This is a genomic window from Brevundimonas sp. SGAir0440 (assembly GCF_005484585.1).
In the GTDB taxonomy this organism is placed as follows: domain Bacteria; phylum Pseudomonadota; class Alphaproteobacteria; order Caulobacterales; family Caulobacteraceae; genus Brevundimonas.
Genome location: NZ_CP039435.1, coordinates 311,181 through 326,866 on the forward strand (window position 1 = coordinate 311,181; position 15,686 = coordinate 326,866).

At 66.6% G+C, this 15,686-nt stretch carries 16 protein-coding genes; 6 read left to right on the forward strand and 10 right to left on the reverse strand.

Annotated features, from left to right (window positions below):
- From polA to E7T10_RS01505, 5 genes are all read right to left on the reverse strand, one after another.
- Window positions 1-2,913 (reverse strand): DNA polymerase I, encoded by a 2,913-nt coding sequence (polA, locus tag E7T10_RS01485; RefSeq protein ID WP_137720426.1) that lies wholly within the window; start codon window positions 2,911-2,913, stop codon window positions 1-3.
- 37 nt (window positions 2,914-2,950) lie between these two features.
- Complete coding sequence (locus tag E7T10_RS01490; RefSeq protein ID WP_137720427.1) at window positions 2,951-3,568, reverse strand: DUF6655 family protein; 618 nt, start codon at window positions 3,566-3,568, stop codon at window positions 2,951-2,953.
- Window positions 3,568-4,008 (reverse strand): VOC family protein, encoded by a 441-nt coding sequence (locus tag E7T10_RS01495; RefSeq protein WP_137720428.1) that lies wholly within the window; start codon window positions 4,006-4,008, stop codon window positions 3,568-3,570. The genes E7T10_RS01490 and E7T10_RS01495 overlap by 1 nt, the downstream gene beginning before the upstream one ends.
- Window positions 4,009-4,089: 81 nt before the next feature.
- Window positions 4,090-4,329: a zinc-finger domain-containing protein gene (locus E7T10_RS01500; RefSeq protein WP_137720429.1), complete on the reverse strand. Its 240-nt coding sequence runs from the start codon at window positions 4,327-4,329 to the stop codon at window positions 4,090-4,092.
- 56 nt (window positions 4,330-4,385) lie between these two features.
- Entirely contained in the window at window positions 4,386-4,679 is a 294-nt protein-coding gene (locus E7T10_RS01505) for a hypothetical protein (protein WP_246846072.1), read from the reverse strand.
- 185 nt (window positions 4,680-4,864) lie between these two features.
- Between E7T10_RS01505 and E7T10_RS01510 the strand changes: the two genes are divergently transcribed.
- The gene (locus E7T10_RS01510; RefSeq protein WP_055809533.1) at window positions 4,865-5,839 is read left to right on the forward strand and encodes an ABC transporter ATP-binding protein; all 975 of its coding nucleotides are present in this window, start codon (window positions 4,865-4,867) and stop codon (window positions 5,837-5,839) included.
- Here the strand turns inward: E7T10_RS01510 and E7T10_RS01515 are convergent.
- The 3 genes from E7T10_RS01515 to E7T10_RS01525 all read right to left on the reverse strand — a co-directional run bounded on the left by E7T10_RS01515 (window position 5,836) and on the right by E7T10_RS01525 (window position 8,363).
- On the reverse strand, window positions 5,836-6,717 hold the full coding sequence (locus E7T10_RS01515) for an alpha/beta fold hydrolase (protein WP_137720430.1): 882 nt from the start codon (window positions 6,715-6,717) through the stop codon (window positions 5,836-5,838). The two genes, E7T10_RS01510 and E7T10_RS01515, sit on opposite strands and share 4 nt — an antisense overlap.
- Before the next feature lie 63 nt (window positions 6,718-6,780).
- Window positions 6,781-7,290: an HAD-IIIA family hydrolase gene (locus E7T10_RS01520; protein WP_137720431.1), complete on the reverse strand. Its 510-nt coding sequence runs from the start codon at window positions 7,288-7,290 to the stop codon at window positions 6,781-6,783.
- Window positions 7,287-8,363 (reverse strand): AGE family epimerase/isomerase, encoded by a 1,077-nt coding sequence (locus E7T10_RS01525; RefSeq protein ID WP_137720432.1) that lies wholly within the window; start codon window positions 8,361-8,363, stop codon window positions 7,287-7,289. Before E7T10_RS01525 ends, E7T10_RS01520 begins: the two co-directional genes overlap by 4 nt.
- 175 nt (window positions 8,364-8,538) lie before the next feature.
- Between E7T10_RS01525 and E7T10_RS01530 the strand changes: the two genes are divergently transcribed.
- The 4 genes from E7T10_RS01530 (at window position 8,539) to xth (ending at window position 12,204) form a co-directional block, all read left to right on the forward strand.
- On the forward strand, window positions 8,539-9,702 hold the full coding sequence (locus E7T10_RS01530) for a DegT/DnrJ/EryC1/StrS aminotransferase family protein (protein WP_137720433.1): 1,164 nt from the start codon (window positions 8,539-8,541) through the stop codon (window positions 9,700-9,702).
- A 4-nt stretch (window positions 9,703-9,706) separates the two neighbouring features.
- Window positions 9,707-10,639 carry a Gfo/Idh/MocA family protein gene (locus E7T10_RS01535; protein ID WP_137720434.1) on the forward strand — a complete coding sequence of 311 codons (933 nt, stop codon included), beginning with the start codon at window positions 9,707-9,709 and terminating at the stop codon, window positions 10,637-10,639.
- Between the two features lie 47 nt (window positions 10,640-10,686).
- Window positions 10,687-11,190: a hypothetical protein gene (locus E7T10_RS01540; RefSeq protein ID WP_137720435.1), complete on the forward strand. Its 504-nt coding sequence runs from the start codon at window positions 10,687-10,689 to the stop codon at window positions 11,188-11,190.
- A gap of 216 nt (window positions 11,191-11,406) precedes the next feature.
- On the forward strand, window positions 11,407-12,204 hold the full coding sequence (gene xth, locus E7T10_RS01545; protein WP_137720436.1) for an exodeoxyribonuclease III: 798 nt from the start codon (window positions 11,407-11,409) through the stop codon (window positions 12,202-12,204).
- Window positions 12,205-12,207: 3 nt separating this feature from the next.
- Here xth and E7T10_RS01550 read toward each other — a convergent pair whose 3' ends face one another.
- Complete coding sequence (locus tag E7T10_RS01550; RefSeq protein ID WP_371275894.1) at window positions 12,208-13,710, reverse strand: PLP-dependent aminotransferase family protein; 1,503 nt, start codon at window positions 13,708-13,710, stop codon at window positions 12,208-12,210.
- A gap of 11 nt (window positions 13,711-13,721) precedes the next feature.
- On the opposite strand from E7T10_RS01550, the gene E7T10_RS01555 reads away from it, so the two are divergent.
- Window positions 13,722-14,309 (forward strand): YitT family protein, encoded by a 588-nt coding sequence (locus tag E7T10_RS01555; protein ID WP_137720438.1) that lies wholly within the window; start codon window positions 13,722-13,724, stop codon window positions 14,307-14,309.
- Between the two features lie 48 nt (window positions 14,310-14,357).
- On the opposite strand, the gene E7T10_RS01560 is transcribed toward E7T10_RS01555, so the two are convergent.
- Window positions 14,358-15,662, reverse strand: a complete 1,305-nt coding sequence (locus E7T10_RS01560) for a S41 family peptidase (RefSeq protein ID WP_137720439.1) — start codon at window positions 15,660-15,662, stop codon at window positions 14,358-14,360.
- Between the last annotated feature and the right edge of the window lie 24 nt (window positions 15,663-15,686).

Here is a 15,686-nt window from a genome sequence, read left to right on the forward strand (position 1 = left end):
CTAGTGCGCTGCGTCCCAATTCGACGCCGCGCGGGCATCCACCACCAGCGGCACGGTCAGGGCGACCGCTGGATCTGACGCATTTTCCATCACGCGTTTGATGACGGCGATGGCGCGCTCGGCCTCGGCTTCCGGCGCCTCGAACACCAGTTCGTCGTGGACCTGAAGCAGCATGCGCGTAGCAAGGCCCGCTTCGGTCAGGGCGGCGGGCATGCGGATCATGGCGCGGCGGATGATGTCGGCGGCCGCGCCCTGGATCGGGGCGTTGATGGCGGCGCGCTCGCCGAACTGGCGCTCGGCGCCGGACTTGGAGTGGATGGCCGGGATGTGGATGCGGCGGCCGAAGACGGTCGAGACGAAGCCGGTCTGGCGCACCTCGGCCTTGGTCTTGTCCATATAGGCGCGGATGCCGGGGAATCGTTCGAAATAGGTCTTGATATAGGCCCCCGCCTCGCCCTGATCGATGCCCAGCTGGTTGGCCAGGCCGAAGGCCGAAATGCCGTAGACGATGCCGAAGTTGATCGCCTTGGCGCGCCGGCGGGTCTCGGACGGCATGCCCTCGACCGGCACGCCGAACATCTCGGACGCCGTCGCCGCGTGAATATCCAGTCCCGCCTTGAAGGCGCGCTTCAGCTCGGGGATGTCGCCGATATGGGCCAGAAGGCGCAGCTCGATCTGGCTGTAGTCGGCGCTGATCAGGACATTGCCGGGCGCGGCGATGAAGGCCTGGCGAATTTCGCGGCCTGTCTCGGTGCGGATCGGGATATTCTGCAGATTGGGATCGCTGGACGCTAGACGACCCGTGGTGGCGGCGGCCAGTTGATAGCTTGTGTGCACCCGGTCGGTCTTGGGGTCGGCGGCGGCGGTCAGGGCGTCGGTATAGGTGCCCTTCAGCTTGGACAGCTGGCGCCAGTCCAGGATCGTGCGCGGCAGATCGTGGCTGAGCGCCAACTCCTCCAGCACGCTGGCGTCGGTGCCCCACTGCCCTGAGGCGGTCTTCTTGCCGCCCGGCAGGTTCAGTTCGCCGAACAGAATCTCGCCGATCTGGCGCGGCGAGCCGATATTGAAGGGCCGCCCGGCGATCTCATGAGCCTGGGCCTCCAGCTCGGCCATGCGCAGGCCGAACTCGCTGGACAGCCGCTTCAGCCGGTCGGGGTCGATGCGAACCCCGTTCAGCTCCATGTCCGCCAGCACCGTCGGCATGCTGCGTTCCAACGTCTCATAAACGGTGGACAGGCCCTCACGCGCCAGCCGGGGTTTCAGGATCCGCCAAAGCCGCAGGGTCACATCCGCATCCTCGGCGGCATATTCCGAGGCCGGCTTCAGCGCGACGTGCTTGAAGGATTTCTGGCTCTTGCCGGTCCCCGCCACGCTCTTGAACGGAATCGGCTCGTGACCCAGGTGCAGGCGCGCCAACTCGTCCATGCCGTGCCCGTGAAGCCCGCCCTCCAGTACATAGGACATCAGCATCGTGTCGTCATAGGGCGCGACGCGGATGCCCCGACGCGCCATGACGGCGATGTCGTATTTGGCGTTCTGAAGCACCTTCAGGACCGACGGGTCTTCCAGCAACGTCTTCAGCTTGGCCAGGGTCGTGGGCTTGTCCAGCTGATGGATCGGCTCGGGCGCCTCGCCCGCTTCGCCAAACAAGCCGCCCTCGCCGGCCTGCGGCTCGTGCTCGTGCGTTAGGGGGATGTAGCAGGCCTCGTTCGGCCCCACCGCCAGCGACACGCCGCACAGGCCCGCATGGGTCGCCGACAGCGTATCCGTCTCAGTGTCGAAGCCGACAACGCCGACCTCGGTCGCGCGCGCGATCCAGCGATCCAGCGCCTCCTCGGTCTGGACGCATTCGTAGGCCGCGTGATCGAAGGTCTGAACCTCGGCGGGGCCTTCGACGACCTGGCCGTAGCGAGGGGTGGCGACCGGCGCGTTCAGGTTCGGCGCGCGTTTGGGCGCAAAGGCGGAAACGTCGCTGGGCCCGGCCTTGCCGTCGCCGACGCGGCGCTGAAGCGAGCGGAACTCCATCGTCTCCAAAAAGGCCGACAGGATCGCGGGATCGGGATCGCGCACGGCGAAATCCTCGATCGCCTCAGGCGCCGGCGCATCGCAGGTCAGTCGCACCAGTTCGCGCGACAGACGAATCTGGTCGGCGAAGTCGATCAGAGTCTGGCGGCGCTTTGGCTGTTTGATCTCGCCGGCGTTGGCCAGCAGGGTGTCCAGATCGCCGTATTCGTCCAGCAGCTGCGCCGCCGTCTTCGGTCCGATGCCTGGCGCGCCGGGGACGTTGTCGACGCTGTCGCCGATCAGGGCCTGCAGATCGACCATCTTCTCGGGGCCGACGCCGAACTTTTCGAAGACCTCAGGCTCGGCCAGACGCCGGTCCTTCATCGGATCCCACATCACCACGCCGCCGCCGATCAGCTGCATCAGATCCTTGTCCGACGAGACGATCACCGCCTCACCGCCCGCATCTCGCGCCTTGCAGGCGTAGGTGGCGATCAGGTCGTCGGCCTCATAGCCGGGCAGTTCGACGCAATGCACACCGAACGCCGCCGTCGCCTCGCGCACCAGCGGAAACTGCGGGACCAGATCCTCGGGCGGCGGCGGGCGATGGGCCTTGTACTGATCGTACAGGGTGTTGCGGAACGTCTTTTCCGAGTGGTCGAAGATGGCCACCAGATGGGTCGGGCCATCCGCGCCCTTCATGTCCTTCAGCAGCTTCCACAACATGTTGCAGTAGCCCTGGACCGCGCCGACCGGCAGGCCGTCGGACTTGCGCGTCAGAGGCGGCAGGGCATGATAGGCGCGAAAGATGTAGGCCGAGGCGTCGATCATCCACAGCCGCAGCGCAGGGCCGTCCTGCGTCATCGGGCGTTCGGTCTCTGGATTTTCGGGCGCGGTCGTCTCGGTCATGGCCGGAACATAGGGCTCCAACGCCCCCGCGTCAGCGTCAGAATTCAGTCCAGCTCGATCCCGGATCGCGTTGACCCGGCTGGGCCTGCTGCTGGCCCCAGGACACGACCATGAAGGCCTTGTGGCTGCGGATGCGATAGGTGCCGATCATCGGCATGACGGCGCCCAGCGGCGCACCGGTCTTGGCTTCGTAGAGGAAGCCGGAAAACTCGGCGACCCCGACCCGGTCCCGGTGGCTGTAGACCGACAGTTCCGGCAGGGAGACGACGTTGAAGGTCTCGTTGATCGGGATCCGCATCTCGGGAATGCCGAAGACGCGCCGCATCTGCTCCAGCGACAGGGCGCCGGCGCGGATTTCGAACACGGCGTTCGCCTCGTCCTTGTTGCGGGCCAGGCTGAAACCGGCGTCCGAGATCGCGCCGCGGATCGCGCTGACGGCGTAGCGGGTGCCCTCGCCCTGGAAATAGGCGTCGTCGATGAAGACCGAAGCGCCCGTCGGCAGCGGCAGGACCAGCCCCTCGACCGCCCGGTCCGAGGCGCGCGCCAAGAGCAGCTGCTCCGTCGCCGTGCGGCCGGTGTTGCTTTCGGTGGTCGAGGCGCAGGCCGACAGCACGACCGCCGCAACCGTCAGCAGAGCCGCCGTCCGCGCCGTCATCACCAGGCGCCGACGTTCGGCATGGAGGCCCAAGGCTCGGCCGGCGCCAGCGGCGCGCCTTCCTGAAGCAGTTCGATGGAGATGCCGTCGGGCGAGCGGACGAAAGCCATGTGGCCGTCGCGCGGCGGACGGTTGATCGTCACACCGCCGTCCATCAGCTTCTGGCAGGCGGCGTAGATGTCATCGACCTTATAAGCCAGGTGACCGAAGTTGCGGCCACCCTGATATTCTTCCGGATCCCAGTTGAAGGTCAGCTCGACCTCGGGGCAGCGTTCCGCCGCCGACTGTTCCAGATTTTTGGGCGCGGCAAGAAACACGAGCGTGAACCGACCCGCCTCGTTCTCGGTGCGGCGCACCTCCTGCAGACCCAGAAGGTCGCAATAGAAGTGCAGCGAGGCGTCGATGTCCTTTACCCGGACCATGGTGTGCAGATAGCGCAAGGCTCGTCTCCGTCCGAACAGCGTGTCAGCCGTCTATAGACCCAACCGCCGCGACACCGCGACTGAACTGAGGTTACGGTCTCAGTGGGCCTCGGGTGCGCGGGCCGCGGGGCTCAGATATTCGTTCTCGTCGTGGGCGTGGGCCGACAGGACGAAACGCCGGTCGCAATAGCCGCACTCGATGAAGTCGTCCTCGCCCATGTCCATATAGACCAGCGGATGCCCCAGCGCCCCGCCGCCGCCGTCGCAGGCCACGCGTTTGGTCGAGACGACGATCTCTTCGGGCGGCGGGATGATGGCGTCGGAATGGCGGGGAGGCATGGTCCGGTCCGGGTCTGAAAGGCTTGCGGGCTTCCTAGGCGGACCGGCCCCGAAGGTCAAACCTCGCTGGGCGCCCCCGGGCGACGGCCCAGAAGACGGTTCAGCATCGCCTTGCGCTTCTTGAACAGCGTCAGGCCCAGACAGGCCGCGCCGACCCACAGACCGATCTCTCCGATCAGCAGCAGGGTGGCGCCGGCGATGGCGGCATGCGTCATCTCGATCTGATCGGTCTTGCCCGCCAGCAGCGCCAGTCCTCCACCGATGTAGCCGATGGCGCAGACCGCCATGGCGACGAAGCCGATCAGGCGGGTGCGGGTCAGAGGCGTCTTGGCTTTTTGAACGGGGATCATGGCGGTCTCCATCAAGTTCAGTTGTCTTTATGACAAGCAAGCTAGACACGCGAAATACTCAAGTCAAGCGTCATTGACACATGGACAGGCCTGCTTGTCTAACACGGTTGGTTAGACAGGTTGGCGATTGCGGTCCCTCGCCCTACCTATGCCGCTCGCCGTCCCGTCCGAGTAAATAACCGACCATGTCTGAGACCCCTGCCCTGCCCGACAACGCCATCGAGGTGCGGGGACTGAAGAAGACCTATGCCGGGTCCAAGAAGGCTGCCCCCAAGACGGCCCTGCGCGGCGTCGATCTGGTCATTCCGCGCGGCTCGGTTTTCGGCCTGCTGGGCCCGAACGGCGCCGGCAAGTCGACCCTGATCAACATCCTGGCCGGGGTGGTGAAGAAGTCCGAAGGCTCGGTGACCATCTGGGGCCGGGACATCGACAAGGAGCCGCGCGACGCCGCCGCCGCTCTAGGTGTTGTGCCGCAGGAGATCGTCGCCGACGTCTTCTTCACCCCGCGCGAATCGCTGGAAGTGCAGGCGGGCTTTTACGGCGTGCCCAAGGACGAGCGCCGGTCCGACGAACTTCTGGCCGCGCTGGGCCTGTCGGACAAGGCCAACGCCTATGTCCGCGCCCTGTCCGGCGGCATGAAGCGCCGCCTGATGGTGGCCAAGGCCCTGGTCCACAATCCGCCCATCCTGATCCTGGACGAGCCGACGGCCGGCGTGGACGTCGAACTGCGTCGCCAGCTGTGGGCCTACGTCCGCCGCATCAACGAAGAGGGGGTGACCATCGTCCTGACCACCCACTATCTCGAAGAGGCCCAGGAGCTTTGCGACACCATCGCCATCGTCAACCGGGGCGAGGTGGTGGCCTGCGAGCCGACGCCGCAACTGCTACGCCGGCTAGACAGCCGCAATGTCGTCGTGACCCCGGAAACGCCACAGGCGACGCCGCCGGTGCTGGCCGGTTTCGAGGTGACGCCTCGTCCGGGCGGTGCCTTCGCGGTCGCCTACAAGAAGGGGCAGTCGTCGGTCGAACAGGTCATCAACGCCGTGCGCGCCGCCGGCGTCACCATCGCCGACATCACCACCGAAGATCCGGACCTGGAGGACGTCTTCCTAGCCCTGACCTACGGCGATGCGTCGCGGGTCGATCCGACCAGGGACTAATCGACCTCGGCCAGGAATTCGAAGATCGCGGCCCTGGCCTCGGCCTCGTCCAGCATGGGCGCGTGGCCGATGCCGGGAACCTCGACATAGGCCATGGTCGGGGCCGCCTTCTTCATCCGCGCGGCGATGTCGGCGCTCAGGAGGTCCGAAACAGCGCCCCGCACCAGCAGCGTCAGCTTCTTCTTCGCCAGCCGCCGGAACATCGGCCACAGGTTCGGGACCAGCGCCTTAGCCCCCGCCGCGCGGATCGGCACGGCGATGTCGGGATCGTAGTCCAGCGCGATCTCACCGTCCGGCTGCTGGCGGAAAATGCGCCGGGCGAAGGCGTCCCAGTCCGCATCCGTATAGTGCGGGAACGCCACCGCATTGATCCGCTTTGCATAGGCCGCCGCATCGGCCCAAGAGCCGATCTCGACGGGCTGACCGCTGTAGGCGGCGATGCGCGCCAGACCTTCCGGCGCCACCTCCGGCCCGATGTCGTTCAAGATGGCCGCGACCACCGCCTTGGGCCGCATCGCCGTCAGCGCCATGGTGATCAACCCGCCCATGGAGGTGCCGATGAAGACCGCTCTATCGATCCCGGCCTGCTCCATCAGGGCCAGAACGTCGCGCGCATAGACGTCGGGCATATAGGTCATGGGGTCGGGCGCACGGTCCGATAGGCCACGTCCACGCACATCCACCGCCAGCACCCGCCGCCCGCTCTGGGCCAAGAGCGGTGCGATGGCTTCGAAATCGGCGCTGTTTCGGGTCAGGCCGTGGATGGCGATCACCGGCGGCCGCGCAGTTCCGGCGGCGGGCGCATAATCCCGCGCAAAGAGAGAGAGGCCATCCGGCGAGGTCCAGCGGCGTTCGACGAATGGATAGGGCGCGCTCATTGGCGATGTCCTCCGATTTTGGCTCAGAGTAATTCACCAGCCGAGGAAATGCGACGCTCGGTCTTAGAGACCGACCACATAGCGGACGAAAGCGTCCAGATCGCCGCCTTCGAAGAGATAGCCCGCCACCCCGGCCCGCTCGCCGGCCTGCAGATCGCGCTTTTGATCGCCGATGATGAAGGACTGGGTCGGATCCAGAGCGTGCTCGGCGATGGCCCGCAGCAACATGCCCGGATTGGGTTTACGATCAGGGTGGTCGGGATGGCGATAGCGCGCCTCGACCGCCTCGGGATGGAAGGGCGCGGAATAGACGGCGTCGATGATCGCCCCCTCTTCGGCCAGTCGCGCGACCAGCAGATCGTTAAAGACGTTCATCGTCTCTTCGCTGAACAGGCCCCGCGCCACGCCCGACTGGTTCGTCACGATCACGGTGCGATAGCCGGCCTGGTTCATCCGCCGCACCGCCGCCGCCGCGCCCGGGATCAGCTTCAGGTCCTCAGGCCGATGCGGATAACCGCTGTCCACTATCAGCACCCCGTCCCGATCCAGAAAGGCGGCGGGCCAGCGGGTCATGCGTCGCTCCGAAGCAATTCAGAAAAGGCGGTCATCAGGTGATAGAGGCTGGACGCAGGCGCTGCCGCATCGTGAGAGCGGCCTTGGGCGTCGTAGCTGTCCACCCATAGACCCGGCACAGCGGTCGCCAGATGCGTGTCGAACACGGCGGCGACCAAGTCTGAAACGCCCGCGTCGCCAAAACTCAACCCCGTGCGGATGGCCTCGGTTTGGGCCCACAGACGCCGCCCGCCATTCAGCGTCTCTCCCGCCGGGCCGATCTCGCGGATGGCGAATCCGTCGCGATAACCCTGCGCTCCCGCCCGACGATGCAGCGCCGTGGCCAGCTCTGAATCTTCCCCGGCTTGTTTCAGCAGCCAGGCCCATTCTTCGAGGTGGCCCGGCTCGATCACGTGACCCGTCGCTGTATCGGCGGACCAGTCCTCAGTGAAATATTCGCGGATCGCGCCGTCGATCAGGAAGCAGTGTTTGCACAGATCCAGCGACACCCGCGCCGCCGCCTCGAACGCCGGATCGGGCGCGATCGCCTGCCAGGCCAGCATGGCCTCCAGCATATGCATGTGGGGATTTTGCCGACGCGGGAGGCGCGGCGGCAGGGCCTCCTCCCATCCTCCCTGCGAAGACGCCATCAACCGGTCGATCGCGGCCAGCGTCTCAAGCGCCAGAGGCCGCGCTCGCGCATCATTCAGGACGCGGTGCGCCGCCGCGAGCGCGAACAGGACGAAGGCCAGGTCGTAGAGATCGGGCGTCTCATCGACCACCACGCCGTCGTCATCGGTCGCCGAGACCCAGAGGCCGTCGTCACGCCGGCGGTCGGCTATCAGTTGATCCAGCCCGGCCTTGGCCACCGCACGGCCCTGCGCCCATCCCAAGGCGGCCGCTTCGCAGAAGACATAGACCTGGCGCGCCTGAACCCGTGTGCGACGACGAAGACCGTTCACCGGCCGGCCGTCGAAATCCAGCTGCTCGAAGAAGCGCCCCTGCGCATCCACGCCCTGCTCGGCCCACAGCGGCAGGGCATGGTCGAACAGCCAGTTCGAGACCCTGGTCCGGGCGGCGGAGAGCGTCGTCATGGCGCTGGCTTAGGACGCAAGCCGACGGGCGCCAAGACCTGTGTGCGGTAGCAAAGGGCAACGCGATGTGACGCCGCGCGATTTGGCCCGCGCGCCCGATCTTGCTAGGACGACCCGACATTCGCGGCCCGCCTGTCCGGCCGCCGCCCCCGATCCCCCGTGGAGAGCGTCCCTCATGATCCCCTTCATCGACCTTCAGGCCCAGCGCCAGCGCCTCGGCGGCAAGATCGAGGCCGCCGTTCAGGAGGCCGTCGTCGGCGGCGCCTGGGTGATGGGGCCGCAGGTTCGCCAGTTCGAGGCAGACCTCGCCGCCTTCGGTCAGGCCAAACACGCCTTGGGCTGCGGCAACGGCACCGACGCCCTGATCCTGCCGTTGATCGCCTGGGGCGTCCGCACCGGCGACGCCGTCTTCTGCCCCAGCTTCACCTTCACGGCCACCGCCGAGGTCGTGCCGTGGCTGGGCGCCTCGCCCGTGTTCGTGGACGTCGACGCTCACACCTACAATATGGACCCGGCCAAGCTCGAGGCGGCCATCGAAGCGGTCAAGGCCGAAGGTCGCCTGACGCCCAAGGTGGTCATCGCCGTCGATCTGTTCGGTCAGCCCGCCGACTATCCCGCCATCCGCGCCATCTGCGACCGCCATGGGCTAAAGCTGATCTCGGATTCGGCGCAGGGCTTCGGCTGCACCCTGAGCGGCGACCATCCGCTGAAGTGGGCCGACGTCACCACGACCAGCTTCTTCCCGGCCAAGCCCCTGGGCTGCTATGGTGATGGCGGTGCGGTGCTGACCAACGACGACGATCTGGCGCAGGAAATGGATTCCCTGCGCGTGCACGGCAAGGTCGTCGCCAAGGACCTGGAGGCCGGCGCCGCCGCCTTCGCCCACGACCCCAAATATCTGGCCATGCGCATCGGCATGAACAGCCGGCTGGATACCATCCAGGCCGCCATCCTGATCGAGAAGCTGAAGGTCTTCGGTCAGGAGATAGAATGGCGCAACCGGATCGCCGCCCGCTACAACGAGTTGCTCGCGTCCCATGTCTCGGCCGTGCCCCACGTCATCGACGGCGGCGTCTCCATCTGGGCGCAGTACACGATCGAGCATGAGGATCGCGACGGTCTGGCCGCGCACCTGAAGGATCACGGCGTGCCCACCGCCGTCTATTATCCGGTGCCCATGCACATGCAGCCGGCCTATCAGCGCTTCCCGCAGGGCGCGGGCGGCCTGCCCGTCACCGAACGGTTGAAGGACCAAGTCCTCAGCCTGCCGATGCACGCCGATCTGGACGAGGCGACCCAGGACAAGGTCGTCGCCGCCGTCGCCAGCTACAAGGGCTAAGCCGATGCCGAACACTCCCGCCCTCAAGATCGGCGTCGCTGGCGTCGGCGTCATGGGCCGCAACCATGCGCGCGTCGCGGCCGAGATGCGCGAGTTCGACCTGACCACCGTCTTCGATCCCGATGCGGTGACGGCCGAGGGCGTCGCCGCCGCCTATGGCGCATCGCCCGTCACGACGGCCCAGGCCTTCGTCGACGCCGGTCTGGACGCCGCCATCGTCGCCACGCCCAACCGCTTCCACGCCGAAATCGGCGTCGCCCTGCTGGAAAAGGGCGTCCACGTCCTGGTCGAAAAGCCGATCGCCGCCAGCGTCGCCGACGCCCAGCGCATGATCGATGCGGCCAAGGCCAATGAACGGGTCCTGATGGTCGGTCAGGTCGAGCGCTTCAATCCGGCGGTCGAGACCGTCAAGCGCGCCGTCGCCGACGACGACATCATCTCGATCCAGATCACCCGCGTCGGCCCTTTCCCGCCCCGCATGGGCGAGGTCGGCGTGGTCATCGACCTGGCGGTGCACGACATCGACATCATCCGCCACCTGACGGGCTCGGAGATCGTCGAGGTCCAGCCGCAACTGGCCCGCACGCGCGCTGATCGCGAGGACACGGCCTTGCTTCAGTTCCGCTTGGACAGCGGGGTAATCGCCCACATCACCACCAACTGGGTCACCCCCTACAAGACCCGCACGCTGCAGGTCGCGACCAAGACCAAGTTCATCGTCGCCGATCTGATCACGCGCCAAGTCACCGAATATTTCGGCCAGCAGCCGGACGGCTCCTACTCGACCCGGATGCTGAACAGCTGGCCGGCCGAACCGCTGAAAAAAGAACTGGAGGCCTTCGCTCGCGCCATCACGACCGGGGAAACGCCGGCGGTCACCGGCGAAGACGGTCTGCGCAATCTCGAGGTCGCGCTGCGCTGCCTCGGCGAGCACTGATCGGATCAGGCCCCGTTCTCGCCGCAAAACCTAAGGAAGAGAGACGTATGCGCCGTATCACCGCCTCCGCTCTCGCCCTGATCGCCGTCGGTTCGGCGGCGGCGCCCGCCCATGCGGACACCCGCTACCTGGCCTACAATGCGTCGGACCGGATCACCCAGGCGCTGACCAAGGGCGTCACCTTGCAGGTGCGGCGCGGTCTGTTCGGCGCGGTGCAGGTCGAGCGTCTGTTCTCCACCACTGCACGCGGCACGGCCGGTTTCACGCGCGGCGGACCGGACGCCGCGCGACGCGTCCTGCCGCAAGGCGCTGAGGAAAACGACATCTACGCCATCGATCAGAACGGCGACGGCCGCGGCCTGTCGCGCGCCCTGTGTCCCGGCGCCGACGAGGTCTGGCTGATCATGGGCCGCGTGCGTGCGCCCCGCCCCCTGACCATGCAGGCCGTGGGCCGGTGGTCGGACGGGGCCTATCGGCACTGCGTGACGCTCAGCTACGACTGGCGCGGCGAATGGGCGACGGCGCCGCAGGCGCAAACGCCGCGAGACTGATTCGCGCCGCGACTGTTTCACAATGAACACGCGCAAGCGTCATTTGTGACAATTTGACTTTTGTTTTCGCCAGTGACACTTTGAGCACACGAGCGGCGGCGGCCGTTCTACCGCCCTGGAATATCCCCCTCCCCGGCGGCGAGAGAGACGAACCTCCCATAGCCCGGCCCGTCGCGGCCGGGCTTTTTTTACGCCGCGCGCCTGCTAGACGGGGGCATGACCCTTCGCTTCGCCACCTGGAACATCAACTCTGTCCGCCTGCGCATCGACCAGGTCGCCCGTTTCGTCGCCGAACGCGCGCCCGATGTCCTGATGCTGCAGGAGATCAAATGCACCACCGACCAGTTTCCGCGCGGCGCCTTCGAGGAGATGGGCCTGCCCCACCTTCGCGTGGCGGGCCAGAAGGGCTGGCACGGCGTCGCCATCGCCAGCCGTCTGCCGCTTGAGGACAGCGACACCTTCCAGGTCTGCAAACTGGGTCACGCGCGCTGCGTCTCGGCCCGCGTGTCCGGCATCGACGTGCAGAACTTCTACATCCCGGCCGGCGGCGACGTTCCCGACCGGACGCTGAACCCCAAGTTCGATCACAAGATGGACTTCTATGAACAGCTGACCGCCATCGTGGCCAAGCAGGACAAGTCTCGTCCCTTGGTCATGGCCGGCGATTTCAATATCGCCCCCGGCGAAGGCGATGTCTGGAACCACCGCTACATGTCCAAGATCGTCAGCCACACGCCGATCGAGGTGGAGACCCTGAACCGGCTTCAGGAGACGGGCGGCTTCGCCGACGTGCTGCGCGACCGTTTCCCCGAGCCCCAGAAACTGGCGAGCTGGTGGAGCTATCGCGCCGCCGACTTCCGCAAATCGAATCGCGGTCTGCGCCTGGACCACATCTGGACGTCGCCCGGCCTGACCCCCGCCGTGGTGAAGGACACCGCCCGCATCCACGACGACGTCCGCGAGTGGGAACGTCCTAGCGACCACGCGCCGGTCACGGTTGATCTGGACGTCTGATCCTCAATAGACGGCGACCGGCTTGACGGACGCCGGCGCCTTTTGCCCCCCCCTGCCGACCTTTCTGGCGGCGCGCCCCAGCCGGACCACCGCCTCGTCCAGCTGATCTTCCGGCAAGGTATAGGGCAGGCGCAGCCGGTGTTCGAAGGCGCCGTCGACGCCGAATCGCGGACCGGCGGCGAGGCGCAGGCCTTCGGCCTCGGCCGCAATCGTGAGGGCGGAACTGATCGGCCCGGGCAGACGCGCCCACAGGGACAATCCCCCAGCCGGGCGCGGACAGACCCAGTCAGGCAGTTTTTCAGCAAGCCGCGCCCGCAGATGATCCCGGCGCGCTCGTAGAAGGGGCCGGCGCGCCGCCAGGGCCTTGCCGCCATCGTTCAACAGTTCGACCGCCGCCAGCTGCTCCAGAATCGGAACGCCCAGATCAAAGCTGGCGCGACTTTGGGCCAGACGCTGGATCACCGCCCGGTCAGCGCGGATCCAGCCGATGCGCAAACCGCCCCAGACGCTTTTGGACATCGAACCCAGTCTGACGATCCGCGGCGCATCGACGGCGGAGGCGCTGAGGGCCGGCGGTCCGCTCAAGGTCAGTTCGACCAGGGTCTCGTCCAGCACGAGCAGGGTCTCCGATCCCTTCAGCCCCGCCAGCAAGCGTGTCCGGTCCGCCGCTCGCATCATCCGCCCGGTCGGATTGTTGTGGTCCAGCACCAGATAGGCCATCGCCGCATTGCTGCTTCGGCAGGCCGCAATCAGACCCTCGACATCCCAACCCTCCTCGCCCTCGCCGTCCGGCAAGGCGACGGGCACGGCGCGACCGCCCGCCGCCAGGATGGCGTCGATCGCCTGCGGATAGGTGGGATGGTCGAACACCACCGGGGTGCCGGGGCGCGTCGTCAGGCGCAGAAGATGCACGAGGCCGTTGTGCGCGCCGTGCGTGATCAGTATCTGCCCCGACGAGGTCGCCAGGCCGCGCCGCCGGTATCCCGCAGCCACCGCTTCGCGCAGTTCCTCCAGCCCCGTCGTCTCATAACCATGTCCTGGCAGGTTCGCCGGCAATCGCTCCAGCGCCCGGACATAGGCCGCGTGCACATTGGGATCGGCCGGCAGGACGGCGGCGGTCAGGTCGATCAGGCCGGTCTTGTCCGTTGGCGTCGCCTCATGACGCGGCGCCGGTCCGTTCGGCAGGCTGGTGCGTGCGGCGGCGCCCTGCCCGCCGGTCAGAAACCCGTCATCCCGCAAACGGCCGTAGGCGGCCGAGACGGTCGTGCGGCTCAAGCCCAGCGCCTGGGCCAGTTCCCGTTCGCCAGGCAACCGCGCCGCCAGGGGCAATCGGCCATCCAGAATCAGCAGTCGTACTGCACCCGCGAGCTGCCGATAGGCTGCGCCAGCACCCGGCGATCGCCAAGCGCCAAGATGACGCGTCAGGGAAACGAGACCGATCGACCGCAACGACATGGGGCCAGAATGGCATAACTGGCTCTTTTTTCGATAGCCAGTTTGGCGCATCTTTTCGATTTATGACTCGTCGCCTGACCCAGCTTTTCGCCGGCTTGTTTGTTTATGGCCTGTCCATCGCCCTGATCGTTCGCGCCGATTTGGGACTCGATCCCTGGGACGTGCTGAACCAAGGGGTGTTCGAGCGGTTCGCGAAACCCGCCGGGATTAGCTTCGGTTTGGTGGTCAATCTGATCGGTATGGCCGTGCTGCTGCTATGGATTCCCCTGCGCCAGAAGCCGGGGATCGGCACTGTCGCCAATGTGCTGGTCATCGGCACGGTCGCCAACTTCGGCCTGGACTGGATTCCGTCCGACCTGGACCTACCGCTGCGGGCCGGCCTGCTGATCGCCGGCATTGTCCTGAACGGCGTGGCCAGCGGGGCCTATATCGGCGCAGGCCTCGGCCCTGGTCCCCGCGACGGCCTGATGACCGGTATCGTCGCGCGCACCGGCTGGCCGGTGAAATGGGTGCGGACGGCCATCGAACTCAGCGTTATCGCCGTCGGCTGGCTGTTGGGCGGCTCGGTCGGCTTGGGCACGGTGCTCTACGCCCTGACCATCGGCCCGCTGGTGCACGTCTTCCTGCCGCTTTTCACGATCCGCCGATAACTTCCGTCAGCCTTGGGCCGTCCGCCGGTTTGATCGAGATGAAGCGGCCTAATGCGAAAGTCGTCGCATCAAGGCCTTCACGGCCTTAGCGTGACCATGGTCCAGATCGCCCTCGGGATAGAGATCGATGCGGACCTGCGGCGTCAGCCCGCGTCCTTCAAGCGGATGGCCTTGCGGATCGGCGTAAAGCTCCATCGGCATGGCGAAGCGCCAACCATTGGCGAGAACGACGGGGCTCTGATCCGAAAACGCGCCTCTCGTCCGGGTCCCGGCGTGCGTGACATTGGGCAGAACCGTCATCATCTGGCTGAAAGTCTCGCCGGCGCTGACGGTGATGTCGCTGGTCAGAAGCCAGACGGGGCCGTGATAGCCCGGTCGATCCGAGGGTCGCACCTCCACGACCTGCGGAGCGACGCCCGATCCCCAGCCCCTCTTGGTGTAGGCGACGCGCGGCTGGTCGGCGAAACGCGACGCGATCAACCGGCTGACAGAGTCATAGCCGCCGCGATTGTTGGACACATCCACAATGACCGCTCGCGCCCCGTCGAAAGCGATCATCGCTTCGTCCAGCGCGGCTTCCAGCGGCTCTGTGGAAGCGGCGTCCTCGGCGTCGAACCCTCCCATGGTCACGATCGCCAGATAGCCTACGCCGTCGCGCACCCCCCAAAAGACCCGGTTATTGGCGACGGCGTGACCTTCACCGTCAAGAATGGTCTGAAGGACGCCTTCGCGCCATGCGCCCAGCCACGCCCTTTCGGGTCTTGGCTCGGAGCGGGCGTTGACCGCCTCCAGGGTTCGTCCGCTCGACGCCTGAAGGTCCTGCGTGCGGCCTTCGATTTCTGCGCTCAATTCGATATGTGCGTCATCCAGTCCTGATAGAAGTTCGGCGGCGGCGGCGAACGCCTGACTGGGGGATGGCGTCTGCGAAAGACGCCCAAGCACCTCTTTGCGACGGGCTTGGAAATCGATTTTTCGGGCCTCGAAACCGGGGTAGTAGGCCTGCAGCAAATCCGAGATGGCCAGGACGGCGGCACGGTCGCTCGAATCTGGATGTTGGCAAGCCGAGGGCAGAGCAGACAGCCTGTCGAACACATAGATGCTCGCCTGATCGTCGTGCGCTTCGGTCAAGCCTATGCCCTCAGCCACGGGGACGACGGCGGCGAAGCTGTCTTTCAGATCTTCCCCATCGGGGTCCGGCCAACAGGCCCCGGCGACCTCGTGATAGACCCGGATGTCTTGCCCGGCGCGGACGATCACCAGACCATAGCCGCGCGATCGGAACACGCCGTCCGGCGCCACGGACGGCATCGGTGATTGCTGGAGCAGGGCGGCGAGGGCGAAGGCGGCGATCATGCCGTTTCATCGCCTGCGCGAACG

Excerpts from the sequence above, each read along its gene's own strand:
- polA (WP_137720426.1), bottom strand. The coding sequence starts at position 2,913 with ATGACCGAGACGACCGCGCCCGAAAATCCAGAGACCGAACGCCCGATG.
- E7T10_RS01490 (WP_137720427.1), bottom strand. The coding sequence starts at position 3,568 with ATGACGGCGCGGACGGCGGCTCTGCTGACGGTTGCGGCGGTCGTGCTG.
- E7T10_RS01500 (WP_137720429.1), bottom strand. The coding sequence starts at position 4,329 with ATGCCTCCCCGCCATTCCGACGCCATCATCCCGCCGCCCGAAGAGATC.
- E7T10_RS01505 (WP_246846072.1), bottom strand. The coding sequence starts at position 4,679 with ATGATCCCCGTTCAAAAAGCCAAGACGCCTCTGACCCGCACCCGCCTG.
- E7T10_RS01510 (WP_055809533.1), top strand. The coding sequence starts at position 4,865 with ATGTCTGAGACCCCTGCCCTGCCCGACAACGCCATCGAGGTGCGGGGA.
- E7T10_RS01515 (WP_137720430.1), bottom strand. The coding sequence starts at position 6,717 with ATGAGCGCGCCCTATCCATTCGTCGAACGCCGCTGGACCTCGCCGGAT.
- E7T10_RS01520 (WP_137720431.1), bottom strand. The coding sequence starts at position 7,290 with ATGACCCGCTGGCCCGCCGCCTTTCTGGATCGGGACGGGGTGCTGATA.
- E7T10_RS01525 (WP_137720432.1), bottom strand. The coding sequence starts at position 8,363 with ATGACGACGCTCTCCGCCGCCCGGACCAGGGTCTCGAACTGGCTGTTC.
- E7T10_RS01530 (WP_137720433.1), top strand. The coding sequence starts at position 8,539 with ATGATCCCCTTCATCGACCTTCAGGCCCAGCGCCAGCGCCTCGGCGGC.
- E7T10_RS01535 (WP_137720434.1), top strand. The coding sequence starts at position 9,707 with ATGCCGAACACTCCCGCCCTCAAGATCGGCGTCGCTGGCGTCGGCGTC.
- E7T10_RS01540 (WP_137720435.1), top strand. The coding sequence starts at position 10,687 with ATGCGCCGTATCACCGCCTCCGCTCTCGCCCTGATCGCCGTCGGTTCG.
- xth (WP_137720436.1), top strand. The coding sequence starts at position 11,407 with ATGACCCTTCGCTTCGCCACCTGGAACATCAACTCTGTCCGCCTGCGC.
- E7T10_RS01550 (WP_371275894.1), bottom strand. The coding sequence starts at position 13,710 with ATGCGCCAAACTGGCTATCGAAAAAAGAGCCAGTTATGCCATTCTGGC.
- E7T10_RS01555 (WP_137720438.1), top strand. The coding sequence starts at position 13,722 with ATGACTCGTCGCCTGACCCAGCTTTTCGCCGGCTTGTTTGTTTATGGC.
- E7T10_RS01560 (WP_137720439.1), bottom strand. The coding sequence starts at position 15,662 with ATGATCGCCGCCTTCGCCCTCGCCGCCCTGCTCCAGCAATCACCGATG.